This is a genomic window from Lutibacter flavus (assembly GCF_900188355.1).
GTDB lineage: Bacteria > Bacteroidota > Bacteroidia > Flavobacteriales > Flavobacteriaceae > Lutibacter > Lutibacter flavus.
The window spans coordinates 58930-82718 of record NZ_FZNX01000005.1; the positions used below are offsets into that span (position 1 = coordinate 58930).

25 protein-coding genes and 1 tRNA gene are annotated in these 23789 nt (G+C 29.9%); 11 read left to right on the forward strand and 15 right to left on the reverse strand.

What is annotated here, in order from left to right:
• Positions 1-2 precede the first annotated feature (2 nt).
• The 8 genes from CHB63_RS13480 to CHB63_RS13515 all read right to left on the reverse strand — a co-directional run bounded on the left by CHB63_RS13480 (position 3) and on the right by CHB63_RS13515 (position 8609).
• Positions 3-1793: a methylmalonyl-CoA mutase family protein gene (locus CHB63_RS13480; protein ID WP_089379016.1), complete on the reverse strand. Its 1791-nt coding sequence runs from the start codon at positions 1791-1793 to the stop codon at positions 3-5.
• A 77-nt stretch (positions 1794-1870) separates the two neighbouring features.
• Positions 1871-3160 (reverse strand): acetyl-CoA hydrolase/transferase family protein, encoded by a 1290-nt coding sequence (locus CHB63_RS13485; RefSeq protein WP_089379017.1) that lies wholly within the window; start codon positions 3158-3160, stop codon positions 1871-1873.
• A 44-nt stretch (positions 3161-3204) separates the two neighbouring features.
• Positions 3205-4536, reverse strand: coding sequence for a sodium ion-translocating decarboxylase subunit beta (locus CHB63_RS13490; protein ID WP_089379018.1), 1332 nt, complete (start codon positions 4534-4536; stop codon positions 3205-3207).
• 68 nt (positions 4537-4604) lie between these two features.
• Positions 4605-5024: a biotin/lipoyl-containing protein gene (locus CHB63_RS13495; RefSeq protein WP_089379019.1), complete on the reverse strand. Its 420-nt coding sequence runs from the start codon at positions 5022-5024 to the stop codon at positions 4605-4607.
• A 3-nt stretch (positions 5025-5027) separates the two neighbouring features.
• Complete coding sequence (locus CHB63_RS13500) at positions 5028-5387, reverse strand: OadG family protein (RefSeq protein ID WP_089379020.1); 360 nt, start codon at positions 5385-5387, stop codon at positions 5028-5030.
• Positions 5387-6946, reverse strand: a complete 1560-nt coding sequence (locus tag CHB63_RS13505; RefSeq protein ID WP_089379021.1) for an acyl-CoA carboxylase subunit beta — start codon at positions 6944-6946, stop codon at positions 5387-5389. The genes CHB63_RS13500 and CHB63_RS13505 overlap by 1 nt, the downstream gene beginning before the upstream one ends.
• 22 nt (positions 6947-6968) lie before the next feature.
• Positions 6969-7370 carry a methylmalonyl-CoA epimerase gene (gene mce, locus CHB63_RS13510; protein WP_089379022.1) on the reverse strand — a complete coding sequence of 134 codons (402 nt, stop codon included), beginning with the start codon at positions 7368-7370 and terminating at the stop codon, positions 6969-6971.
• A 282-nt stretch (positions 7371-7652) separates the two neighbouring features.
• Complete coding sequence (locus CHB63_RS13515; protein WP_089379023.1) at positions 7653-8609, reverse strand: NAD-dependent epimerase/dehydratase family protein; 957 nt, start codon at positions 8607-8609, stop codon at positions 7653-7655.
• 140 nt (positions 8610-8749) lie between these two features.
• Here CHB63_RS13515 and CHB63_RS13520 point away from each other — a divergent pair, with 140 nt between their 5' ends.
• Positions 8750-9352 carry a hypothetical protein gene (locus CHB63_RS13520; protein WP_089379024.1) on the forward strand — a complete coding sequence of 201 codons (603 nt, stop codon included), beginning with the start codon at positions 8750-8752 and terminating at the stop codon, positions 9350-9352.
• A gap of 3 nt (positions 9353-9355) precedes the next feature.
• Positions 9356-9877 (forward strand): nuclear transport factor 2 family protein, encoded by a 522-nt coding sequence (locus CHB63_RS13525; protein ID WP_089379025.1) that lies wholly within the window; start codon positions 9356-9358, stop codon positions 9875-9877.
• A gap of 1 nt (position 9878) precedes the next feature.
• On the opposite strand, the gene CHB63_RS13530 is transcribed toward CHB63_RS13525, so the two are convergent.
• From CHB63_RS13530 to CHB63_RS13555, 6 genes are all read right to left on the reverse strand, one after another.
• Entirely contained in the window at positions 9879-10238 is a 360-nt protein-coding gene (locus CHB63_RS13530; protein ID WP_089379026.1) for a toxin-antitoxin system YwqK family antitoxin, read from the reverse strand.
• A gap of 87 nt (positions 10239-10325) precedes the next feature.
• Complete coding sequence (locus CHB63_RS13535) at positions 10326-10796, reverse strand: regulatory protein RecX (RefSeq protein ID WP_089379027.1); 471 nt, start codon at positions 10794-10796, stop codon at positions 10326-10328.
• A gap of 60 nt (positions 10797-10856) precedes the next feature.
• Positions 10857-14282, reverse strand: a complete 3426-nt coding sequence (locus CHB63_RS13540) for an efflux RND transporter permease subunit (protein WP_089379028.1) — start codon at positions 14280-14282, stop codon at positions 10857-10859.
• Positions 14283-14312: 30 nt separating this feature from the next.
• Positions 14313-15446, reverse strand: coding sequence for an efflux RND transporter periplasmic adaptor subunit (locus tag CHB63_RS13545; RefSeq protein ID WP_089379029.1), 1134 nt, complete (start codon positions 15444-15446; stop codon positions 14313-14315).
• Between the two features lie 13 nt (positions 15447-15459).
• Complete coding sequence (locus CHB63_RS13550; protein ID WP_089379030.1) at positions 15460-16800, reverse strand: TolC family protein; 1341 nt, start codon at positions 16798-16800, stop codon at positions 15460-15462.
• On the reverse strand, positions 16800-17408 hold the full coding sequence (locus tag CHB63_RS13555) for a TetR/AcrR family transcriptional regulator (RefSeq protein ID WP_089379031.1): 609 nt from the start codon (positions 17406-17408) through the stop codon (positions 16800-16802). Before CHB63_RS13555 ends, CHB63_RS13550 begins: the two co-directional genes overlap by 1 nt.
• Before the next feature lie 163 nt (positions 17409-17571).
• Between CHB63_RS13555 and CHB63_RS13560 the strand changes: the two genes are divergently transcribed.
• The 4 genes from CHB63_RS13560 (at position 17572) to CHB63_RS17480 (ending at position 19557) form a co-directional block, all read left to right on the forward strand.
• Positions 17572-18543 carry a polyprenyl synthetase family protein gene (locus CHB63_RS13560; protein WP_089379032.1) on the forward strand — a complete coding sequence of 324 codons (972 nt, stop codon included), beginning with the start codon at positions 17572-17574 and terminating at the stop codon, positions 18541-18543.
• A complete protein-coding gene (locus CHB63_RS13565) occupies positions 18543-18899 on the forward strand; it encodes a hypothetical protein (protein WP_089379033.1) in 357 nt (118 codons plus the stop codon). Before CHB63_RS13560 ends, CHB63_RS13565 begins: the two co-directional genes overlap by 1 nt.
• Before the next feature lie 148 nt (positions 18900-19047).
• Positions 19048-19121, forward strand: a tRNA-Ile gene (locus CHB63_RS13570).
• A 229-nt stretch (positions 19122-19350) separates the two neighbouring features.
• Positions 19351-19557 carry a PID-CTERM protein-sorting domain-containing protein gene (locus CHB63_RS17480; protein WP_394335316.1) on the forward strand — a complete coding sequence of 69 codons (207 nt, stop codon included), beginning with the start codon at positions 19351-19353 and terminating at the stop codon, positions 19555-19557.
• Here CHB63_RS17480 and CHB63_RS13575 read toward each other — a convergent pair whose 3' ends face one another.
• On the reverse strand, positions 19558-20142 hold the full coding sequence (locus CHB63_RS13575) for a riboflavin synthase (RefSeq protein WP_089379034.1): 585 nt from the start codon (positions 20140-20142) through the stop codon (positions 19558-19560).
• A gap of 61 nt (positions 20143-20203) precedes the next feature.
• Between CHB63_RS13575 and pdxA the strand changes: the two genes are divergently transcribed.
• The 5 genes from pdxA (at position 20204) to accB (ending at position 23734) form a co-directional block, all read left to right on the forward strand.
• Positions 20204-21247: a 4-hydroxythreonine-4-phosphate dehydrogenase PdxA gene (gene pdxA, locus CHB63_RS13580; RefSeq protein WP_089379035.1), complete on the forward strand. Its 1044-nt coding sequence runs from the start codon at positions 20204-20206 to the stop codon at positions 21245-21247.
• A 79-nt stretch (positions 21248-21326) separates the two neighbouring features.
• Positions 21327-21899: a YceD family protein gene (locus CHB63_RS13585; RefSeq protein ID WP_089379036.1), complete on the forward strand. Its 573-nt coding sequence runs from the start codon at positions 21327-21329 to the stop codon at positions 21897-21899.
• Positions 21886-22080 (forward strand): 50S ribosomal protein L32, encoded by a 195-nt coding sequence (gene rpmF / locus CHB63_RS13590; RefSeq protein WP_089379037.1) that lies wholly within the window; start codon positions 21886-21888, stop codon positions 22078-22080. Before CHB63_RS13585 ends, rpmF begins: the two co-directional genes overlap by 14 nt.
• A gap of 154 nt (positions 22081-22234) precedes the next feature.
• Positions 22235-23230, forward strand: coding sequence for a beta-ketoacyl-ACP synthase III (locus CHB63_RS13595; RefSeq protein ID WP_089379038.1), 996 nt, complete (start codon positions 22235-22237; stop codon positions 23228-23230).
• A gap of 27 nt (positions 23231-23257) precedes the next feature.
• Positions 23258-23734, forward strand: a complete 477-nt coding sequence (gene accB / locus CHB63_RS13600; protein WP_089379039.1) for an acetyl-CoA carboxylase biotin carboxyl carrier protein — start codon at positions 23258-23260, stop codon at positions 23732-23734.
• Positions 23735-23789: the final 55 nt, after the last annotated feature.

The window sequence follows — 23789 nt, forward strand, 5'->3', positions numbered from 1 at the left end:
TCTTAAGATTTTAATGTTTTTTGAACTTTATTCTGAATTTTAGAAAGTGTTACAAGCACATCGGATCTCATATTAACAACACCATCTAAACCAGCTTCAGTTAATTCATCCATATTTTTAGGAGCACCAGCTAATAATAAAACTTTATCAGTTGTAATTGCTCTAAATGATTTTATAAATGTAACAGCGCTTTCATCATAATCTTGATCTGAACTACAGATAACAACAACGTGAGCGTCTGATTTTGCACTTTCATTAGCAGCTGCTTCAGCACTGTCAAAACTTTCTTCTTGGTGAACGTCAAAACCGCTAACACCAATAAAGTCGTAAGCAAAAGCCGCTCTAGCTTTACGCATATTTAAGTTTCCAAAACTAGCTAATTGTACAATTGGACGTACATTGGTATCAGCTACTAATTCTTCAGTTTTTCTTCTTAAAGCTTCAATTTCTAATGATGCTCTTCTCGGAGTCAACACTTTTGAATTATCAGCTCCACCTTCTGAAAGAATATCAACAGAAACCGTTTCCATTAAGTTAGGATATTTATTAATACCTACTAATGGAGTTCTACGTTGGCTAATTAATTTTAATTTTTTTAGACGAATTTCAGCAATTTGTTGTTGAATTGTTTCGTTTTCAAAAGCAGTGTAAAAACCACCATCAGCTTCAATAGTTTGGAATAATTCCAATGCTTTTTCAGCTATTTTTGAAGAAACTTCTTCTATATAATAAGATCCATCTACTGGGTTTGAAACTTTACCAAAGTAAGATTCTTCTCTTAAAATTGTAGTTATATTACCAGCAATTCTGCTTGAAAAATCTGAAGAGTCTTTAAATTCTTTATCGTAAGCATCAATTAAAATACTGTCTACATTTCCTAAAATTGCAGACATTGCTTCAGTTGTACAACGTAATAAGTTTGTTTCAGCATCTGTAACTGATTTACTCCAAATTGAAGTTTTTGCAGTGATAGTATTTGTTAATTCAGTAACTCCGTATTTAGCGGCAACTTCAGCTAATAAACTGTTGAATGCTCTAAATTTACCAATTTCAACAAAGTATTCTAAACCAATTGCTAGTTTAAAGTTTAAGTTGTTAAATATTGTTTGAATTTCAACACCTTTTTCTGAAAGTTTTTCAATTAAGAAAACTAAAGAGTTTAATGTGTAAGCAATTTCTTGAACTTGGTTTGCACCAGAATCTAAATATTCAGTTCCTGAAACTGTGATTGCTTTAAAGTTTGGAAAATCAGCAGTTAATTTTACTAATTCTGCAGCAACTTCAATCTGACTAACGTCAAAAGAACCAGTTGTTACATAATTAGAAATAATACCTGTGTTTATATATCCTTTTAAGTCTTTTCCTTTTGCAATTGCAACTAAACCTGTAACAAAAGCAACAGCGTTTGAAGTTAATTCAAAAGAAACAGTAATTTCGTTTAAATCTATACCGTTTAAAAGTGCAGTAGCAGAAATATTTCCTTCTAATGAGAAAATGATTCCGTTCATTCCTTCTTCAACAGCTTTTTTTGCTAATTCGTTTCCAGAATCAGCACAATAAACGTTAATATTTCTATAGTTAACTAATGATTGAGAGTTTTCTCCAGTATTTTGAAGCTGTTCAATCTTATTTTCATTATTGTAACAAGGTTGAATATTGATACCACTTAAGTTTTTCCAAACTAGTTTTTTATCAAAATCAGCTCCTTTTAAATCTGCGGTCACTCTTTCCATCCACTGCTCAGTAGTAACTGGAGGGAATTCAGAAAAAAGTGGGTTATTTTTATCGCTCATTATCTGTAAATTTATTATGAATTTAAAATTTAGAGTCCTTAAAATTACAAAAATTAGGAACTCTAATTTTAATAGATTTATTTAACCATTAAACTACTTCCAAAACGCTCGAAAATAGCTTTGTCTAATTCTTCTCTATGATCAGGGTGTGCAACATCTCTTAGGGCTTGTGCGCGTTGTTTTAAAGTTCTTCCAAATAATTCAGCTATTCCATATTCTGTGGCAACAAATCTTGCATGTGCACGAGTTGTAACTACTCCAGCTCCTGGTTTTAATGCAGGAACAATTTTAGAAACTCCTTTTAAAGTTGTTGAAGTTACAGCAATAATTGGTTTTCCTCCGTTAGATAAAGCAGCTCCACGCATAAAGTCCATTTGGCCACCAACACCCGAGAACATTCTTGTTCCAATTGAATCTGCACAAACTTGACCAGTAAAATCAATTTCAATAGCAGAATTAATTGCAGTTACTTTTGGATTTTGACGAATTACAGCCGTGTCATTTACATAGGCAATGTCTAACATTTCAATTTCTGGATTGTCATCCATAAAATCGTATAAACGACGAGTACCCATTGCAAAACCAGAGATAATTTTATAAGGATTAACTTTTTTCTTAGATCCGTTTACAATTCCTTTCTCAACTAAATCAACAATTCCTTCAGAGAACATTTCGGTATGCACACCTAAATCTTTATGATTGTGTAAATATGTTAGTACAGCATTTGGAATTCCTCCAATTCCCATCTGAAGTGTAGATCCATCATCAATAATTTCAGCAATATTTTTTCCAATTGCTTTTTCAGCTGCAGAAGGAGCCACAAAACTCATCTCATGAATTTCTTCATCAACTAAAACACAAGCACTAAAATGATTTAAATGAACCAGTGCGTCACCAAAAGTACGTGGCATTTTTGGGTTTATTTGTGCAATTACCTTTTTGCCTTTTTCAATTCCTGAAATTATAATATCAACAGAGACTCCTAAAGAACAAAATCCGTGTTTGTCTGGAGGTGAAACGTTTACCAATACAACATCTAAATCCATATATCCTTGACGGAATAAACTTGGAATATCACTTAGGAAAATTGGAATATAATCTGCTGTATCACCTATGTTTTTTCTAATATTTCCACCAATAAAGAAAGCACTTGTATGAAAGCTTTCTCTTAATTCTGGAGCTGTATAACCACATTCTCCTTCAGTATGCAAATGGCAAATTTCAACTCCTTTTAATTCTGGAGCGCGAGCTACCATCGCTCTAATTAATGTTTGAGGCGTTGCAGACCCTCCTTGAATTAATACTCTATCTCCTGACTCGATTAATTTAACAGCTTCATCAGCTGTCATAATATTTGGTATTTTCATTTTACTTAAATTTGAGTATTGTTGTTAAATTCAACAATAATTAATTATCCTAAAAAACTTAATATAATACCTGCAGCAATTGCAGAACCAATAACACCAGAAACATTTGGTGCCATTGCGTGCATTAACAAATAGTTACTTGGGTCTGATTTTAAACCTTCGGTATGAACAACTCTTGCGCTATCTGGAACGGCAGAAACACCTGCAGCTCCAATTAGTGGATTAATTTTATTATCTCCTTTTAAAAATAAGTTCATAAGTTTAGCAAACAATAATCCACCGCAAGTTGCAATTACAAATGATATTGCTCCTAATCCAAAGATTAACATAGAATCTTTAGTTATAAAAATATCAGCTTGTGTTGAAGCTCCAACAGTTACCCCTAATAAAATGGTTACAATGTCAATTAATTTTGTACGTGCTGTATCGGCTAATCTTTCCGTTCTTCCAGATTCTTTTAATAAGTTACCAAAGAATAACATACCTAATAATGGTAATGCACTAGGAGAGATAAATGTTGTTAAAATTAAAGCTACAATCGGGAAAATCATTTTTTCTTTTTGAGTTACAGCTCTTGGTGGTTTCATTTTAATTTTTCTATCCTCTTTAGAAATTAGTAATCTCATTAGTGGAGGTTGAATAACAGGTACCAATGCCATATAGGAATATGCCGCTATAGCAATAGGACCAATTAAGTTTTTAACTGTTGTTCCATCTGCTAATATATTAACTCCGTTTGCTAATTTAGATGAAAGAAAAATTGCTGTAGGGCCATCGGCACCACCAATTATTCCTATTGCACCTGCTTCCGGAAGGTTAAATCCTAAATAAAGAGCTCCTAAGAAGGTTGCAAATACTCCAATTTGAGCTGCAGCTCCTAAAAGCATTAATTTAGGGTTCGCAATTAAAGATGAGAAATCTGTCATTGCTCCAATTCCTAAGAAAATTAAAGGTGGGTAAATACCTTTTACCACCCCAAAGTATAAGTAATTTAAAACAGAACCTGTTTCGTAAATACCTGTTTGATTTCCTGCAACAAATGGAATATTTCCAATAATTACACCTGCTCCAATTGGTATTAATAGTAAAGGTTCATAATCAAATTTAATACCTAAGTAGATAAATATAATCCCAATTAAAATCATAATTAAATTACCTGATGAGGCATTGGCAAAACCAGTATAATTATAAAATTGTTTGATACCTTCAAAAGCACCAACGTAAGATTCATCATCTTCTGCATTTGCTTCATCATGTTGTTCAATTGAAACCGATGAATTTAAATTATTAGTGCTTGCATTTGAGTTAATTCCAAGTGCAGGTCTAATAAAAATTAGCAACGATAGAACACTAAATATTAATAATATTTTTTTCATTTTTTTCTTTTTTTTGTGTTTTCAAAATGAAAGTGGCTTTTTTACTTTCAATTAAAAAATGAAAACGTTTATCCTAATTCTATCATTACTTCGTTTTGTAAAACTTGTTGGCCAACACTAACTTTTATTGCTGTAATTGTACCAGCTTTTTCACAAACAATGTTGTTTTCCATTTTCATAGCTTCTAAAACTAACATCCTGTCACCAACTTTTAAAGAATCACCTACCGCTACATCAATAGATAATACAACTCCAGGAATAGGAGCAACAATTGTTGTTTTTGATGAAGTTGGATTTACTTTTAAAGGTTCTGAAGGTCTTTTAGAAGCGGCACGAACTAATGTAGGAGTTTTCGTTTTTTTGATTTCCTCTTTCATTACAACAGCATAAGAAGTTCCATTAACTTCCAGATTAATAATATTATCTTCGTGTGATTTTATATTAACTGTATAACCGTTTTCGTTTACTTTGAATTTATAACTTTTCATCTTTTATAATCTATTTTGTGTTCCGTAGATTTTAGAACTCCAAGGTGAATATGGTTTTTTTACTTGTTTTATTGTTAAAATTGCACTTTCGTGATCGTGTTGTTGATCTAAATACATATGAACCGCAGCGCCAATTGCTGCAGCAATTTCACCTGTAAAATTTTTATCAGATTCAACTTTAATCTCCGACATCTTTTTATCTTTTCTTTTGGTAATTATCTTATATACATAAAGCATAAGAGGTAATCCATATTTAAAAAATAACGAAAGTGTAAGTAATGCACTAAAAACAATTATTAATCCGGTAATCAAGATAACGTATCCTTCGCTAATTTGATCGACAACTAGTGGAATATGTATCATTATAATGGAATATTTGAATGTTTCTTTGGAGGATTTACTTCTTTTTTATTTTGAAGTAATTGTAAAGCTCTAATAATTCTAAAACGAGTGTTTCTTGGTTCAATTACATCATCAATAAATCCGTATTTTGCAGCCTCATATGGGTTTGCAAATTTCTTAGTGTATTCTTCTTCTTTTTTATCGATGTATTCTTGTTTTTCTTCGGCATCTTCAATTTTTCTAATATTAGAACCTTCTAAAACTTCAACAGCTCCTTTAGCACCCATAACAGCAATTTCCGCTGTTGGCCAAGCGTAGTTAACATCACCACGTAATTGTTTACAACTCATTACATCGTGTGCACCACCATATGATTTACGAAGTGTAATGGTTACTTTTGGTACAGTAGCTTCACCATAAGCAAATAATAATTTTGCACCATGAAGTATAATTCCGCCATATTCTTGACCAGTTCCAGGTAAGAAACCAGGTACATCTACCAACGTTACAATTGGAATATTAAATGCATCACAAAAACGAACAAATCTGGCTGCTTTTCTTGATGCTTCAATATCTAAAACTCCTGCATAATATTTTGGTTGATTTGCAACTATTCCAACAGGGTGACCATTAAACCTTGCAAAACCAACAACTATATTTCGGGCATAGTTTCTATGTACTTCTGTAAATTCTCCTCTATCTGCAATAATTGAAATTACATCAACAATATCGTAAGGTTGATTTGCATTTTCCGGTATTATTTCATTTAAAATATCGTCTAATCTATCAATAGGATCATTACACGTAATTATTGGAGCTTCTTCTAAATTGTTAGAAGGAAGATAACTTAATAATTTACGAACTAGTAAAAGGTTTTCTTCATCATTTTCAGCCAAGAAATGTGATACACCAGATTTTGTTGAATGAATTTTAGCACCTCCCAATTGTTCAGTAGTTACAACCTCACCAGTTACAGTTTGTACTACCTTAGGTCCAGTTACAAACATATAACTTGTTTGATCTGTCATAATTGTAAAATCTGTTAAAGCAGGAGAATAAACAGCTCCACCGGCACAAGGGCCTAAAATTGAAGATATTTGAGGTATTACTCCTGAAGCCATAATATTTCTTTGGAAAATCTCTGCATAACCAGCTAAGGATCTTACTCCTTCTTGAATACGAGCACCACCACTATCATTAAGACCAATAACGGGAACACCAATTTTCATTGCCATATCCATTACCTTACATATTTTTAATGCATATGTTTCAGATAATGACCCTCCAAATACAGTAAAATCTTGTGCAAATACATACACAACTCTTCCATCAATTGTTCCGTGACCGGTAACAACACCATCAGAAAGATAAATTTGTTTGTCTAAACCAAAAGATCTTGTTCTGTGAGTTACAAACATATCAAATTCTTCAAAACTTTCATCATCTAAAAGAATATCAATACGTTCACGAGCTGTTAATTTACCTTTAGCATGTTGTGATTCAATACGTTTTTCACCACCACCTAATTTTGCTTGAGCTCTTTTCTCAATGAGCTCATTAATTTTGTCTTGATTTGCCATTTTCTATTTTTTCTTAACTTTTTTATTTTGAACAAAGTTCTGTAAGTACGCCATTTGTTGATTTAGGGTGAAGAAATCCTATATTTAACCCTTCAGCTCCTTTTCTAGAAACCTTATCAACCAATTTAACACCACGCTCCTCAGCTGTTTTTAAAGCTTTAGAAGCATTTGGCACAGCAAAAGCTATGTGGTGAATTCCTTGCCCTTTCTTTTCAATAAATTTACCAATTGGCCCATCAGGAGAAGTACTTTCTAACAATTCAATTTTTGTATCACCTACCAAAAAAAAGGCTGTTTTCACTTTTTGATCAACAACCTCTTCAATACTGTAGCATTTGAGCCCCAATACTTCTTCGTAGTATTTTATTGATTCTTCTAAGTTGTCTACTGCAATTCCGATATGTTCTATATGAGAAATATTCATTATTTAAATATTTTTAGTTGTTTTTAAATTAGTTATTCTAAAAAAAGGAGTTGAAAAGATAAGCAGTTCCTAATTTAGACAACAAAATTAGAGCATAGTAAATCCACGGAATATGACAGATGTCATAAACTATATTAAACTACTAAATCGTTTGAGTAACTAGAGTAACCTATATGTTTTCAATAATTTAGATTTTTATTTAATGATTTCTACTAAGGTTGTTTTTCATAAAAAAGCCTCGAATTATTAATTCAAGGCTTGTAATTTATTATTTTAAAATTTTTATATTTCTTCATACTTTGTATGAAGGCTATTCAGCATAATTTCTGACATTTTCTTTATATCAATTTTATGTTTCCATCCCCAATCTTCTCTAGCTTTGGAGTCATCAATACTTCGTGGCCAGCTATCCGCTATATTTTGTCTAAAGTCTGAGTTATATGAAATTCTAAATTCAGGTACAATTTTTTTTATTTCTTCGGCAATCTCTTCTGGAGTAAAACTCATTGCAGCTAAATTATACGAAGATCTTATTTTTACATCTTCTGGATTGGCATCCATAATTTTAATTGTTGCCTCAATAGCATCGTCCATATACATCATTGGTAATTTTGTTCCCTTATTTAAAAAAGAATTGTACTTACCAATAAGTAATGCATTGTGATATATTTCAACAGCATAATCTGTAGTTCCTCCACCTGGATTAGTTTTCCAGCTAATTATGCCTGGATAACGAATACTTCTAACGTCAACACCAAATTTATTAAAATAATATTCACACCAACGTTCACCAGCTTGTTTGCTTATTCCGTAAACCGTTGAAGGTTCCATTACGGTTTCTTGAGGTGTATATTCTTTTGGTGTAGTTGGGCCAAAAACTGCTATTGAACTTGGCCAAAATAATTTTTTGAATTTCCCTTCTTTTGCTAAATTGAGTACATTAAACAAAGAATTCATGTTTAATTCCCATGCCTTTGCAGGGAATTTTTCTCCAGTTGCAGATAACATAGCCGCCATTAGATAAACATCTGTTACTTTATATTTCTCAATTACATTTAGTATTGAGTCATATTCCATGGCATTGATAAATTCAAAGGGTCCAGATTTCATTAATTCTTTACTTCCTTCTCTAATATCTGAAGCTATAACTGCATTATCACCGTTAATCTCACGCAATTTAAGTGTTAACTCAGTTCCAATTTGCCCGCAAGCCCCAATAATTAAAATACATGTGTTCATTTAATAATTTATCAATTTTATCGTTATCAAATATACAGAAATAAAATAATCAAATTTATAGTATTTGTTTTTTATGAAAATCATATTTTTTATTTAAAACAGTTATTTTATTAGTATTTTTGACTGCAATAAGTTTTAAAATGAAGTATTTATATAGTTTTTTATTGGTAATATTATTTCTAACTATTTCGTGTAATAGAAATAAAAATATGGAAGAAGTAACTGAAGTTGTTGATAGTCTAAAAGTTAACGAGGATAGAATTGTTAATAGTATTGGTGAAACTTTAATTCCAAATGCAAGACGTAATTTAAGGGATTGGAAAGAGTACAATAATGTGGATGAGTTTATGATAAAGTATTATAATGTTTCTAAATTGGAAGCTCTTAACAATTCGAAAGAACTTTCAGATTTAGTAAAAAATATGATAGATACCATTAGGATTGATAAATTGGATAAAATAAATGTGATTGCAAGATTTAATGTGTTGCATAACGAAACCTTAAGACTTGCCGATATGGCGAATATCCCTTCTATTACAGAAGATGAAGTTAAAGAAGAGGTTAAAAAAATAATAGATTTATATTCAGCAGTTAATTCAAAAATTAATACAATTTATAAGGCAGAGGAACTTCAAAAAGCGTTAGATGTTGATACTGAAATGCCAATTGAATTAAAGGAACGGAATGAAATAAAAAATAGATTGAAAAGAGAAAGGCTTATCTCAAATGCAAAAAAACAATAATTTATGAAAAAAATAGCTGTATTTCTAATTGCAATAATTACTGTTTCCTGTTGTAAAAATGAACAGAAAATCACTGAAAATGTAAATATAGATTTAGAAAAAGAAGCTATTAAAATGGAGCTGGACACTTGGCATAAAAACGCTGCAGAAGCAAATTTTGAAGCCTATTTTAGCGCCATGACTTCTAATGGAATTTTTATAGGAACGGATGCTTCTGAAAATTGGAAAACTCCTGAATTTAAAGATTTTAGTAAGCCGTATTTTGATAAAGGTAAAGCTTGGGATTTTACGCCAGTTGATCGTAATATTTATATAGATACCAATGGGAAAATTGCCTGGTTTGATGAATTACTTGATACTTGGATGGGTGTTTGTAGAGGTTCTGGTGTTTTAAAGAAAATAGATGATTCATGGAAAATAGAGCATTATGTACTTTCTTTAACAACTCCAAATGATAACGTTCAAGATATTATTAAAATAAATAAAAAGCACGATTCAATATTTTTAAAACGCTATAAAAAGTAATTTATAAATTATTTTTAGGTGAATTTTGAATGTCTAATTCAGTAATATTTATAATTTTATTATTGTCATACTCAATTTTAGTAATTTTATTTTTGCTCCAATAAGTCCAAACACCAACTTTAACTCCGTAATTATAAGTTGCATAGCATTTTTTTGTACCATCTAAATTATAACTTTCCCAAGAAGCATGTAATTTTCCATCCTTTGTATAAAAACCATGTTGCATTATGTTGCCATTTTCGTAATATAAAGTAACTTCTTGTAAATCACCTTTTTCTTCGACTTTTGGCAAATTGTTTTCTTGAGAATAAGCGAAAGAACCAAAAAGCAAAAATGTAAAAACGAATAATAAATTTTTCATAATTGTTAATTTGACAGAATTATAATTACTCAAATTTACAATATTCTAAATGTAGAATAGATGATAGAAATCAGTAAAATAAGAAGACTAAATAAGAGCTTTTACTGTTTTAAAAACTAAATCAGACTCGAAACCTTTTGAAATTAGAAACGTAGCAAGTTTATTTCTTTTTTTGAACAAGTTTGATTCTTTTATTAAGGGCAATTTTTTTTCGGCAATTTTTTGAAGTGCCTCTAAGTAATCTTCGTTATTAATTTCTTTTAATGAGGATTTGATATTATAAGCTGAAATATTTCTAAATTTTAATTCGTTGACGATTCTAATTTTACCCCATTTTTTAATTGAAAATTTCCCTCTAACAAAGGCTTTGGCAAAACGCTCTTCATTTAAAAAATTATGTTGCAATAAATGAAGAATTATTTTCTCTTTTGCTTCAGGAATCATATTTATATCATAAATTTTTTGTTCAACTTCTTTATGACAACGCTCTTGATAAGCACAATAGTTTTCTAAAAGTTTTGTAGCTTCATCTACGGTATATGATTTTTTAGTTCTCATTACGCACAAATAAAAAGAAAAAAAGCGACTTCAAAGAGTCGCTTTTAATATAATTTCAATTTATTGGTTTCTTTTTAACCTCACTTTTAAGTTATTTATTAAAGAGTACATTACAGGAACTATAATTAAAGTTAAGAATGTAGCAAAGGTTAAACCAAAAATAATGGTCCAGGACATTGGTCCCCAAAACACAACATTTTCACCTCCAATATAAAACTGTGGATCAAATTCTGTAAACAAGGTCATAAAGTTTATGTTAATACCAACAGCAAGTGGTAATAAACCTAAAATAGTTGTAATTGCAGTTAATAAAACAGGTCTTAATCTCGTTTTTCCACCTTCAACAATACTTTCATAAATTAATTCTCTACTTAACGTTCCAGGCTCTAAACGTTGCTCTAATCTTTTTCTTTGCATTATTAAATTGGTGTAATCAATAAGTACAATGGCATTATTTACAACAATTCCTGCCAAGGAAATAATTCCAATCATGGTCATCATAATAATAAATTCCATTCTAAAAATTATTAACCCAAATAGCACTCCAATTAAACTTAATAATACAGAGACTGATATAATAACAGGAGTAGAGGTAGAATTAAATTGACCTACCAGAATTAAGAAAATTAAAAATACGGCAATTAGTAATGCTTTACTTAAAAAAGCCATTTCTTCAGCTTGCTTTTCTTGCTCACCAGTAAATGAAACTGAGATGTTTTTAGGTAAATTAAAAAGTTCTAATTCTTTTTTAATTTCATCATTAATGTCAGTTGCGTTATAATTTTCGAGTACATTAGAAAATACAGTAATAACTCGGTTTAAATCTTTCCTTTTAACAGCACTAAAAGTTGATGATGTTTCAGAGTGCGCTACTGCCGAAATTGGAACTTGTACAATTTGTCCACTACTTGGATTTCTAAACGTAATTTTTTGATTTATTAACGCTTCTTTATTGTAGCGGTATTTATCCATTAAACGGATATTTATTGGATAATCGTCTTCACCATCTTTAAATGTTGAAACCTCTTTTCCAAATAATGAAGTTCTTAAAGCATCACCAATTTGTCCGGTTGAAATATTTAAACGCCTCGCTTTTTGTCTGTCAATTATAATAGGAAGTTCAGGTTTTCCTTGTTCAACATCTAGTTTTAAATCTTCAATTCCTAAAATACTTGATTTATTAATAAATTGTCTAATGTCATCTGCAGTTTTTAGAAGCTCTTCATAATCATCACCAGAAACTTCAATATTAATTGGTGCTCCGGTTGGAGGTCCATCTGAAGGTCTGTCAACAGTAATATTTACACCAGGTAAATCTTGTAATAATTCTCTAATTTCAATTAAAACATCGTCTGTTTCAATCCCACCTCGATCCATAAATTTTACAAAATCTACAGTTATACGTGCCTTGTTTGGGGTAGTTCCACCTTGTTGTCCTTGGTTTGGATCACTGGTTCCTTCACCAACTTGACCAATAATAGAAGTAACTAATTTATTTTCGCCATTTACTTCATATTTTTTTAAATAATCTTGAATTTTGGTTTCAACTAAAATAGAAAGGTTGTTAGTTTCTTCAATGTCTGTTCCAATTGGGTATTCTAAATATACATATACTTGTTTTGGAGGCGTTTCAGGAAAGAAAAGTACTTTTGGCGGAAACATTGCAAATAAAACAAAAGATAAAAATAACAATCCAAAAGTTCCAAAAAGATACCATCCCGGTCTTTTTCCTTTTAAAACACTTTGTAAAGTTTTTTCATAGAAGTTCTCTAATTTTGGTAAAAATTTATCTTGAAACCAAGCTGTTGCCGGGGTTAATAATTTTGTGTTAATAACACGCAATAACCCAGCTAATACAAGTATAAGACCTAATGCATTTAATCCTTTTGCACCTGTTGATAAACCACCAATTATACATAAAACGCCTATTATAAAAAGGGCAGAGCTAAAAATAAGAATTCGTTTAAAATTAACTTCATCTTCTTTAATTTTCATGTATACGGATGTTAACATTGGGTTAATTACCAAAGCAACAAACAAAGAAGATGTTAAAACTATAATTAATGTAATTGGTAAATAACGCATAAATTCACCCATCATACCAGGCCAAAAAGCTATTGGTAAAAAGGCAGCTAATGTAGTTGCTGTTGAAGCAATAATTGGCATTGCAACTTCACCAACTCCATATTTTGCAGCGTCAAAGCCAGAGTGCCCTTCATCAAGCAGGCGGTAAACGTTTTCAACAACAACAATTCCATTATCTACTAACATTCCTAATGCAATTACTAATGAAAAAAGTACCATTGTATTTAAAGTAACTCCTAACGCATTTAAAATAATAAATGAAATAAACATTGATAATGGAATGGCAATACCAACAAATAAGGCATTTCTAATTCCTAAGAAAAAGAGTAAGACAACTACCACTAAAATAACACCTAAAATAATGCTGTTTTCCAAATCGGCAACCATTGTTTTGGTGTCGTTTGTTTGGTCATTTGTTTTGGAGATATATAAATTTGAAGGAAAATAATTCTCCTTAGCTTCAGCAATAATTTTATCAATTTGTGTAGAAGCAGCAATTAAGTTTTCTCCACCTCGTTTTGTAACATCTAACATTACAACGGGTTGTAAAAACTCACGAGCATAGCTCTGTTTTTCTTGCTCTTTAAAACTAACCTTGGCAATATCACGCAAATAAACAATATTGTTATTTTCTTGTTTTACAATAATGTTTTCAATCTCTTTTGCTGATTTAAATTCTCCAATAATTCTAACATTTCTTCTAATACCATTTTCTAATAAATCACCACCAGAAACGGTCATATTTTCATTTTGAATTGCACCAGCTATATCATTAAAGCTAATTTGAGAAATTTCCATCTTGTACAAATCAACACTAATTTCCATTTCTTTATCCTGGATTCCTCTTATGTCAACTTTAGAAATTTCAGGAACTTTTTCAATTTCATCTTCTAAATATTCTCCAAATTCTTTTAATTTATCCATTGAAAAATCACCGGATAAATTAATATTCATAATTGGAATTAATTCAGCAAAATTCATTTCCTGTACTGTAGGATCTGCCGGTAAATCATTTGGAAAATCTTTACCTGAAGTAGCGGCATCAACTTTATCTTTAACTTTACGTAAAGCTTCTGTTGGTGTTACGCTAAAATCAAATTCAACTTGAATAGATGAAAAACCTTCAATTGATGTTGAAATAATTTCATTTACTCCTGAAATTCCATTTATCTCTTTTTCTAATGGACGAGTAATTAGTTTTTCTATATCTAATGCTGAGTTTCCGGGATAAGGTGTTGAAACATATATTTGAGGTACAACAATTTCTGGGAAAGCTTCTCTTGGCATACTTTGGTAAGAAAATATACCAGCTATAAAAATCATAGCAATTAGCACAAACACGGTCATTTTATTACTAATTGACCAAGTTGAGAGTTTAAATTCTTTTAATATTTTATTCATATTAATATTATTCTAGGTTAGGGAATAGCTCTATTTATTGTTTATTTCAACAATATCATTGGCTTTAACAAGTCTCGCTCCTTCATAAATTAAAGTGTCGTTATCGATTAACCCTTCACTTATTAAAACGTTATGATTGTATTCGTTTTTAATAGTAACTATGTTTTTAACAACTTTATTTTCGCCGTTTTCTGTATGTATTACAAATACATAATCATTACCATTTTGATCTTTTTGTACTAAATTAGAAGGAATGATAATCCCATCTTCTTCAAAATCCTGAATTTTTATGTCAGCTAATAAATTTGGCTTAATACTGTTATCTTTATTATTAATATTAATTCTGGTTTTAAAACTTCTGTTATCAGGATTTATGAAATTTCCTATTTGAGAAATTTCAGATGTTACTTCTTTATTAATTGATAAGAAATTAACAATTGTTTTTGTTCCAATTTTTATAACAGGCAAATAAGTTTCGGTAACATCAGCTTCAACATACACTTTATCTAAATTTAATAAACGAACTACAGGCATTTGAGGACTTGTTAATTCTCCATTTTTAGGATAAATTTCATCAATTATTCCACTAAATGGAGCAATTACTTTCATTTTTCGAGCTTGAGTTTTTAAGGAAGCTAAGTTGTTTTCTAAACTTTCCATTTGAGCTTTAGCTTGCAGGTATTGCATTTCTGAACCAATTTTTTGATTCCAAAGGCGTTCCTGTCTTTCAAAAGTAGTTTTTGCTAAATTTAATTGAGTATTTAGCTCTTGAATGCTGTTTCTTATGGCAACATCATCTAATTGAATAATGGTTTGTCCGGCAGAAACTCTTTGACCTTCTTTTACATAGATTGCTTTTACAGTACCTCCTAATTCAGGTTTTATTTCAATATTTTTATCAGCTTGTACAACTCCTTGAATTTCTATAAAATGTTTAAAGGTTGCTGTTTTAACAGGTTTAGCAGTTACTGTTTGAAGTTTTTTATTTGTATCTAATTTTGAGATTTGATCTTCAACAGTTTTTAATACTTTATTTAAACTATCTATTTTGTTTACTAATTCTAATTTTTCAGTATTTAAATCTGATAGAGAGGATGTTTTAACTTCTTCACCACAAGAAATTGTAATTGTAGCAGTTATAAAAAGTAATATTATTTTTTTCATTTTTTAAGTTTTTCTAGTTGATTGATATGTTTAATGCATTATCTAATGCAGCTTTTGTAGCAATTATGTTTAGCATTGCTTGTAAATAATTTTGTTGCATTGTATACAGTTGTCTTTGAGCTTCTGTTAATTCAAAACTTGTTGAAATACCTTCAAAAAATTTAATTTGTTGCTTTTTTTCAATGCGTTCTGCAAGTGCTAAATTTTGTTTTGATGTTTCTAATTCTTCTAAACTGTAATTATAATCGGTTTTTGAAGACTCTACCTGAAGCAGTAATTTTTGTTCAGTTTCAGTAAGTTGAGTTCTTGCCTTTTCAAGTTCAATTTTTGCTTGTTGTGTTCTTGAACTTCTTGCTAAGCTGCTAAAAATTGGAACGTTTAATGAAACACCTAATAAAGACGAATCGAACCATTTTTGTTCTTTTTTAAGAAAATCAAAATCTTGTCCAAAACCGGCATAACCAAAATTTATAAAACTGCTTAAAGTAGGCAAAGCTTTACTTTGTTCTAATTTTACAAGTAATTCATTAGATTTTTCAGTGTTTTTAGCAATTTTAAAATCGATATGGTTTTCGATATTTAAATCGGAATTAAGCAATCCTAAATCCATATTTTCTTTAGAAAGACTGTCTAAAGTATCAGTTAATAAAACCGATGTATTTATATCTATTCCTAAAGTTATATTTAACATTTTATATCCAATGCTTTTTAATTTTTTAGTTTTAGAAAGTTGACTTTTTATGGATGAAAGTGTAATTTTTAATTGTTCTACATTTTCTTCTTCAGTTAATCCATTTAAATAGATCTCATTAGTTTCTTTTAAATTTTTTTCTAAAGATGAAATATTTTTTTCTAGAATTAATATACTTTCTTCAGTAAGTAAAACATTTCCATAAGCATTAATTACAGCTTCTCTAATACCAAGATCTGTTTTTTCCTTTGCATTTTCTGATATTTGTAAATAGGTTTTAGCAGACTGTAAGCCAACTAAATAAGATCCATCAAAAATTAATTGATCTAAAGTTGCGGTAGCGTTCATGTTGTGTTTTGTACCAAAAGCAACTTCGGCAAATTCACCTTCAATTCCGCCAAAAAATTCAGCAGGAATTAGAGATACTTGTTGTTTTATCCAGTTTTGATAATCAATTTTTGCACTTATTTGCGGCAATCCTATTGTTGTGGTTTCCCATTTTTTCTTTTTTGCAGCATCTACATCTCTTGATGCATTTATTGCGGCATAACTATTTTCCAATGCAAAATCGATCGCTTCCTTTAGTGAAAGTGATCTGTTTTCCTGAGCATTTATATGAAAGCTAAAAAGTAGTGCAATAGCTATTAGTATTGTTCTTTTCATTATTTAATTAAATTTTGTGCTAGTTGTTCTTCTAAAATTTTAAATCCCTTTAAAGTAGCTATGGCTCTTGTGTGATATTCAAGAACGCTTTGCTCTAATTTATTAATTGTGTTTTTATTATAGGTGTACATACTTGAATCGTGTACACTCATTACTAATGAAAAGTAAAATTTTGTTGATAATTCAATGTCAATATTTTTTCTATATAACCCTTCACTAACTCCTTTTTCCAAATTTCTTGAAATACATTCTTTAAACATTGAAAATTCGTTAGACATAATTTTTTTGTATGTTTTTGGATAGTATTTTTGAAGTTGAAATACAGGGGAATCATTTAGGTTTTGAAACATATCTTTAAAAATTTCTTTTATTTTAAAGTTCTCTTCAATTGCATTATACCCTAGGTTACAAACGCCTAAAACATGGTTGTGCATCTCTTCATGCATAAAAGATGCAGTTTCATCTATTAATTCTTCCTTATTTTTAAAATATTTATAAATTGTTTTTTTTGATATGGCAAGTGAATTTGCAATATCATCCATTGTAATACTTTTAACTCCGTATTTTAAAAATATTTCTCCAGATTTTTTTAAAATGTCTTCCTTCATAAATTTAAACTAATGCTATAATTAGCAGGTGCAAATGTACTAAAGGAAACTTAAGAAACAAAAAAAGTTTCCACAGTTTTAACAATTTAATAACATTTAAAAAGAATAATCTATTATTAATAGTTACTACGAAAGATGTATTTTTACAAAAAATAAAGTGTAAATGAATATTGTTGATACTTATAAAGAAGATTTTCTTACTTATTTAAACTCTAAAATTGCTGTAAAAGAACCAGTTAACTTGTATGAGCCAATGCATTATATATTGCAAATAGGAGGCAAAAGATTACGGCCAATTTTAACTATAATGACTTGTGATTTGTTTAAAGGAAACGCAAAAGAAGCCTATGATGCAGCTTTGGCAATTGAAGTTTTTCATAATTTTACTTTAATACATGATGATATTATGGACAGTGCCCCCATTAGAAGAGGAAAAGAAACTGTTCATCACAAGTGGGATTTAAATACCGGAATTTTGTCTGGAGATGCCATGATGATTTTAGCACTTCAATGTTTTGAAAGTTACGAACCTATCATTTTTAAAAAGTTAGTGCAACTATTTAATAAAACAGGGTTGGAAGTTTGTGAAGGGCAACAATTAGATATTGATTTTGAAACCAGAAATGATGTTTCTATAGATGAATATATTAAAATGATTACTTATAAAACGTCGGTTTTAGTTGCTGCCGCTATGAAAATGGGAGCAATAATTGCAAATGCAACTGAAAAAGATACTGAGAATATTTATAATTTTGGTTTAAATCTCGGTATCGCGTTTCAATTACAGGATGATTATTTAGACACTTTTGGAAATTCTGAAACTTTTGGGAAACAAATAGGAGGTGACATAATTGAGAACAAAAAAACTTTTCTGTATTTAAAATGCCTTCAGGTTTGTAATTTAAAAGATAAGGAAAAGCTTTTAGGGTTGTACAATTCTAATAAGACTACAACTACTAAAGTTGAAGAAGTAACTGAGCTTTTCAAAAAAAATAAAATAGTTGAAATTACTATAAATGAGATCGCTGTTTATACAAAAAAAGCTTTTGAAATTCTCAATGAAATGGACCTATCTGAAGATAAAAAAGCAATCCTTAAAAACTTTGGTTTGAGTTTAATGAAACGTACTATATAATGCTGAAGCCGCAAAACTCTTTAGAATTATTTAAAACCATTGAAGCAGAGCAATTGCTTGAAAAAATAGTGGAGCAACTAAATAAAGATTTTCAATTGGCTAATATTAATGAACATTTTATAAATACGATATCTCCAAATAGTTTAAAAAACGAATTAGACGCTGTAGTTTTAGATTTGATAAGTAACAAGTACGATGATTATTTAAATTTATTATATAGAATAGATATCCCGGAAAAAGATCTTGCACTTATAAAAGATGATAAACTAACCATTGCTATTGAGCAAATTTCATTTCTAATATTAAAAAGAGAGTTTCAAAAAGTTTGGTTAAAGAAAAATTACAATAGCTTATAGCTATAATTTTAAGTAGCTTATTTTTATTGAATATTTGGTTATCAAAAGATTAATAAAAGGTAATTGTCTTTTATTTATTTTATTTTTCAAAAAGTTTAAAAAAGAGTTGTGCATAAAATAAAAAGTAGTAATTTTGCACCCAGTTTTCGGTCCCATAGCTCAGCTGGTTAGAGCATCTGACTCATAATCAGAGGGTCCTTGGTTCGAGCCCAAGTGGGACCACATATTTAAAAAGACTTTACTTAATTGTAAAGTCTTTTTTTATGATTTTTATAAAGTTTTTAATATAAATATTAGCTTAATTTAAATGTATGTAGTTGATAATTAGGGTGTAATAAAAAAAATAGATTAATTTAAATTGAAAAAGATATCTATTTGTTAAAAATAAAATTATATATTTGTAAATATTAAATATTGATTTTTACATTCAGCAAAACCCTATAGCCCCCGAATGAAGAAAAAGAATCTCAGGTATATATTGTGTTCGTTTTTTATATTAACAAGCTCAATAATATTTGCAAATAAAACCCCGCCATTGCCAAACAGGCCAGGACAAAGTAGTGCTCCACCTGTTGGCTTGCCTATAGATGGGGGTATATCATTATTGCTTTTTTCCGGGTTAGCATTTGGAGTTTATAAACTTAAAAGTAAAAAATAATTACTTCTCTAGTAATCTTGCTACATATTTACCAATAACGTCAAATTCTAAATTTACCACAGTTCCTTTTTTAAAGGTGTGAAAATTTGTGTACTCTTGTGTATAAGGGATGATAGCAACAGAAAAATTATCTTTTTTAGAATTTACAACTGTTAAGCTAGTTCCGTTAACTGTTATTGAACCTTTCTCAATGGTAACATTATTTAAGGAGCTGTCATATTCAAAACTATAAACCCAACTTCCATCTTCTTCTAAAACATTTGTGCAAATAGCTGTTTGATCTACATGCCCTTGAACAATATGACCATCTAATCTCGCACCTAAAATCATAGCGCGTTCTAAATTTACTTTGTCACCTATTTTAAGGAACTTTAAATTAGATTTATCTAAAGTTTCTTTAATTGCTGTAACTACATATTCATTTCCATTTATGGCAACGGTGGTTAAGCAAACTCCATTGTGAGCAACGCTTTGATCTATTTTTAATTCTGAAGTAAAATTGCTGTTAATTGTAATATGAATATTTTCACCTTCTTGTTCAATATTTTTAACAATACCTAAGCTTTCTATTATACCTGTAAACATAATTTTGTTAATTTATTTGATTACTTTTGCAGTCTCAAAATTAAGCATTATTACCTTATTTATGGACAAATTTGAAAAAATAAAATTAGGAATTTCTATTGGGGATTTTAATGGAATTGGAATAGAAATTATCTTGAAAACCTTTTCTGACAAACGCATGTTAGACTTCTGTACGCCAATAATTTTTGGAAGTACAAGGTTAATAACGGCCTATAAAAAAAGGATAGATAATAATGTGCCTTTTAATGGAATAAAACATATTGATCAGACTATTCATGGAAAAATTAATATTCTAAGCCTTTGGAAAGATGATATTGACTTAAAATTAGGTGAGCCTACAAAAATGTCTGGAGAATTTGCTTTTAAATCATTAGAAGCAGCAACAAATGCATTAGCAAGTGGCGAAATTGATGTGTTGGTAACTGCTCCAATAAATAAAGACAACATACAATCGGAAGAATTTAAATTTCCTGGCCATACAGAATATTTAGAGTCAAAACTTGAAGGAGAAAGTTTAATGATTCTAATGACCGACAAATTAAGAATTGGTTTAATCACAGGTCATATTCCTGTTTCAAAAATTTCAGAAACAATAACTCCTGAACTTATTAAGAAGAAAGTTGATATTTTATATAGAACATTAGTACAGGATTTTGCCATTTCAAAACCAAAGATTGCAATTTTAGGGTTGAATCCACATTGCGGGGATCATGGTGTAATTGGTAATGAAGATGATGAAGTTATTAGACCAACAATTGCTGAAATTCAAGAAGATGGTAAGTTAGTTTATGGTCCATATGCCGCAGATAGTTTCTTTGGTTCAGAAAATTACAAAAATTTTGATGCAATTTTAGCGATGTATCATGACCAAGGGTTAGCACCTTTTAAAACATTATCATTTGGTGAAGGAGTTAATTTTACAGCAGGTTTAAATAAAGTAAGAACCTCACCAGATCATGGTACTGCTTATGAATTGGCAGGTAAGGGAATAGCGAATATTAATTCTTTTAAAGAGGCTGTTTTTACTGCAATAAAAGTTTTTAGAACAAGAAGTGAATATAAAAGTTTGACTGAAAACACTTTAAAAACAGAGCGAAGAAAATAAAAACTATAAAATTTCGAATTTTATTTTACAATTTATATATATAATTTTATATCTTTGCACGCTCAAATTGAAGTTCTAAATGAAAGATTTAAAAGAGTTTGATATTTCTTTTATAGGTTTAAAAGAAGGAATTCATCAGTTTGATTATATAATAACCAAAGAGTTCTTTGATTTTTTTGATTATGACGAATTTAACAATGCAAATATAAACGTTAGTTTATCTTTATTAAAGAAAGCTAATATGTTTGAATTAGATTTTGTTTTTTCTGGTTGGGTAGAGGTTGCTTGCGACATTACTAATGAATTATTTCATCAACCAATTGAAACTAGCATAAATCTAATTGTTAAATTTGGAAATGAATTTAACAATGAGAATGAAGAGTTATTAATTATTCCTTATTCCGAGTTTAAATTTAATGTTTCGCAGTACATTTATGAAGCAATAGTTTTAGGTGTACCATTAAAAAGAATTCACCCTGGTGTGAATGATGGAACATTGGAGTCAGATGTATTAGATAAATTAAAGGAATTAGAAGTAAAAGATAAAGAAGAAGAAAACCAAGAGGTTGATAGTAATAAAGAGATTGATCCTCGATGGAATAAATTAAAGAATATACTAATAGAAAAAAATAAGAGTAATGGCACATCCTAAAAGAAAAATTTCAAAAACTAGAAGAGATAAAAGAAGAACTCATTATAAAGCAGTAGCTCCGCAAATAGCTGTTGATCCAACAACTGGTGAGGCACATTTATATCATAGAGCTCACTGGCATGAAGGAAAACTTTATTACAGAGGCCAAATTGTAATAGATTCAGTAGAAAGTCTTGCTTAATTTATTAAGATAAAATATATTTAAAAAACCCTCTTATTGAGGGTTTTTTTTAGTTTTTAGACCTATATTATCTAAAAAATGATAATTTTCATTAATTATTAAAAATAAATTTCATTACTTTGAAATTCTTTTTTACCAAAAAAGAAAACATATTATGACAAAAATTACCGCAGCAATTACAGCCGTTGGAAAGTATGTTCCTGAAGACATTTTAACGAACGCAATGTTAGAAAAAATGGTTGATACTAATGATGAGTGGATAACTTCAAGAACAGGAATAAAAGAGCGCAGAATTTTAAAAGGAGAAGGAAGAGGAACTTCCTATATGGCAATTAAAGCAGCTCAAGAATTAATTCAAAAAAGAAACTTAGATGCTAAAGAAATAGAACTTGTTATTGTTGCAACTGCAACTCCAGATATGCAAGCGGCAGCAACTGCTGCATATGTAGCTACAGAAATTGGAGCAACAAATGCATTTGGATTTGATTTAGAAGCGGCTTGTTCTAGTTTTTTATATGGTATGTCTGTGGCAGCCCGTTATATTGAATCTGGGCGATACACAAAAGTTTTATTAATAGGAGCGGACAAGTGTTCATCTATGATTGATTACACGGATAGAGCAACTTGTATCATTTTTGGAGATGGTGCTGGTGCAGCATTATTTGAGCCGAATGAAGAAGGGCTTGGCTTACAAGATGAATATTTAAGAAGTGATGGTACTGGAAGGGAATTTTTGCGTGCGAAAGCTGGAGGGTCTTGCTATCCTATTACAAAAGAAGCTATAGAAAAAAGAGAGCATTTTGTATATCAAGAAGGTAAAACGGTATTTAAAAATGCAGTTTTTAATATGGCAGATGTTGCTGTAAAAATGCTTGAAAGAAATAATTTAACTAAAGAAGATGTAAATTGGTTAGCGGCACATCAAGCAAATAAGCGCATTATTGAAGCTACGGCAAATAGAATCAATATTGATAGTTCTAAAGTAATGATGAATATTCAAAAGTATGGAAATACTACATCAGCAACATTACCGTTACTTTTAGCCGATTACGAAACACAACTTAAAAAAGGAGATAAAATAATTTTTGCAGCATTTGGTGGAGGTTTCACTTGGGGATCTATTTACTTAAAATGGGCATACAATTCATAATTAACTAATCATTAAAACTATATGAGTATGGATTTAAAAGATATTCAAAATTTAATAAAATTTGTAGCGAAATCTGGTACAAGTGAAGTTAAGTTAGAAATGGAAGATATTAAAATCACCATTAAAACTGGATCAGGAAAAACTGAAACAACAATTGTTCAACAAGCTCCGGTAGGATTGCCACAAATGCCTGTTGCTGCTCAAGCTCCAGCAGCAATACAACCAGTCACTGAAGGAGGAGATCAAAAAGATGAGGCTTCAAAATATATAGAAATAACCTCTCCAATTATTGGGACTTTTTATAGAAAACCATCTCCAGATAAAGATGTTTTTGTTGAGATAGGTGATAATGTTAACGAAGATACTGTTGTTTGTATGGTAGAAGCAATGAAGCTTTTTAATGAAATTGAGGCTGAAGTATCAGGTAAAATAGTGAAGGTATTAGTTGAAGATGGAACTCCTGTTGAATTTGGCCAACCGCTATTTTTAGTAGACCCATCATAATATTAAAACGCAATTTTTAATTTCCAAAACCCATTTTTTGGTTTGTTTATTGAAT

Coding starts and splice junctions, on each gene's coding strand:
- CHB63_RS13480 (WP_089379016.1), bottom strand. CDS start 1,793: ATGAGCGATAAAAATAACCCACTTTTTTCTGAATTCCCTCCAGTTACT.
- CHB63_RS13485 (WP_089379017.1), bottom strand. CDS start 3,160: ATGAAAATACCAAATATTATGACAGCTGATGAAGCTGTTAAATTAATC.
- CHB63_RS13490 (WP_089379018.1), bottom strand. CDS start 4,536: ATGAAAAAAATATTATTAATATTTAGTGTTCTATCGTTGCTAATTTTT.
- CHB63_RS13495 (WP_089379019.1), bottom strand. CDS start 5,024: ATGAAAAGTTATAAATTCAAAGTAAACGAAAACGGTTATACAGTTAAT.
- CHB63_RS13500 (WP_089379020.1), bottom strand. CDS start 5,387: ATGATACATATTCCACTAGTTGTCGATCAAATTAGCGAAGGATACGTT.
- CHB63_RS13505 (WP_089379021.1), bottom strand. CDS start 6,946: ATGGCAAATCAAGACAAAATTAATGAGCTCATTGAGAAAAGAGCTCAA.
- mce (WP_089379022.1), bottom strand. CDS start 7,370: ATGAATATTTCTCATATAGAACATATCGGAATTGCAGTAGACAACTTA.
- CHB63_RS13515 (WP_089379023.1), bottom strand. CDS start 8,609: ATGAACACATGTATTTTAATTATTGGGGCTTGCGGGCAAATTGGAACT.
- CHB63_RS13520 (WP_089379024.1), top strand. CDS start 8,750: ATGAAGTATTTATATAGTTTTTTATTGGTAATATTATTTCTAACTATT.
- CHB63_RS13525 (WP_089379025.1), top strand. CDS start 9,356: ATGAAAAAAATAGCTGTATTTCTAATTGCAATAATTACTGTTTCCTGT.
- CHB63_RS13530 (WP_089379026.1), bottom strand. CDS start 10,238: ATGAAAAATTTATTATTCGTTTTTACATTTTTGCTTTTTGGTTCTTTC.
- CHB63_RS13535 (WP_089379027.1), bottom strand. CDS start 10,796: ATGAGAACTAAAAAATCATATACCGTAGATGAAGCTACAAAACTTTTA.
- CHB63_RS13540 (WP_089379028.1), bottom strand. CDS start 14,282: ATGAATAAAATATTAAAAGAATTTAAACTCTCAACTTGGTCAATTAGT.
- CHB63_RS13545 (WP_089379029.1), bottom strand. CDS start 15,446: ATGAAAAAAATAATATTACTTTTTATAACTGCTACAATTACAATTTCT.
- CHB63_RS13550 (WP_089379030.1), bottom strand. CDS start 16,800: ATGAAAAGAACAATACTAATAGCTATTGCACTACTTTTTAGCTTTCAT.
- CHB63_RS13555 (WP_089379031.1), bottom strand. CDS start 17,408: ATGAAGGAAGACATTTTAAAAAAATCTGGAGAAATATTTTTAAAATAC.
- CHB63_RS13560 (WP_089379032.1), top strand. CDS start 17,572: ATGAATATTGTTGATACTTATAAAGAAGATTTTCTTACTTATTTAAAC.
- CHB63_RS13565 (WP_089379033.1), top strand. CDS start 18,543: ATGCTGAAGCCGCAAAACTCTTTAGAATTATTTAAAACCATTGAAGCA.
- CHB63_RS17480 (WP_394335316.1), top strand. CDS start 19,351: ATGAAGAAAAAGAATCTCAGGTATATATTGTGTTCGTTTTTTATATTA.
- CHB63_RS13575 (WP_089379034.1), bottom strand. CDS start 20,142: ATGTTTACAGGTATAATAGAAAGCTTAGGTATTGTTAAAAATATTGAA.
- pdxA (WP_089379035.1), top strand. CDS start 20,204: ATGGACAAATTTGAAAAAATAAAATTAGGAATTTCTATTGGGGATTTT.
- CHB63_RS13585 (WP_089379036.1), top strand. CDS start 21,327: ATGAAAGATTTAAAAGAGTTTGATATTTCTTTTATAGGTTTAAAAGAA.
- rpmF (WP_089379037.1), top strand. CDS start 21,886: ATGGCACATCCTAAAAGAAAAATTTCAAAAACTAGAAGAGATAAAAGA.
- CHB63_RS13595 (WP_089379038.1), top strand. CDS start 22,235: ATGACAAAAATTACCGCAGCAATTACAGCCGTTGGAAAGTATGTTCCT.
- accB (WP_089379039.1), top strand. CDS start 23,258: ATGGATTTAAAAGATATTCAAAATTTAATAAAATTTGTAGCGAAATCT.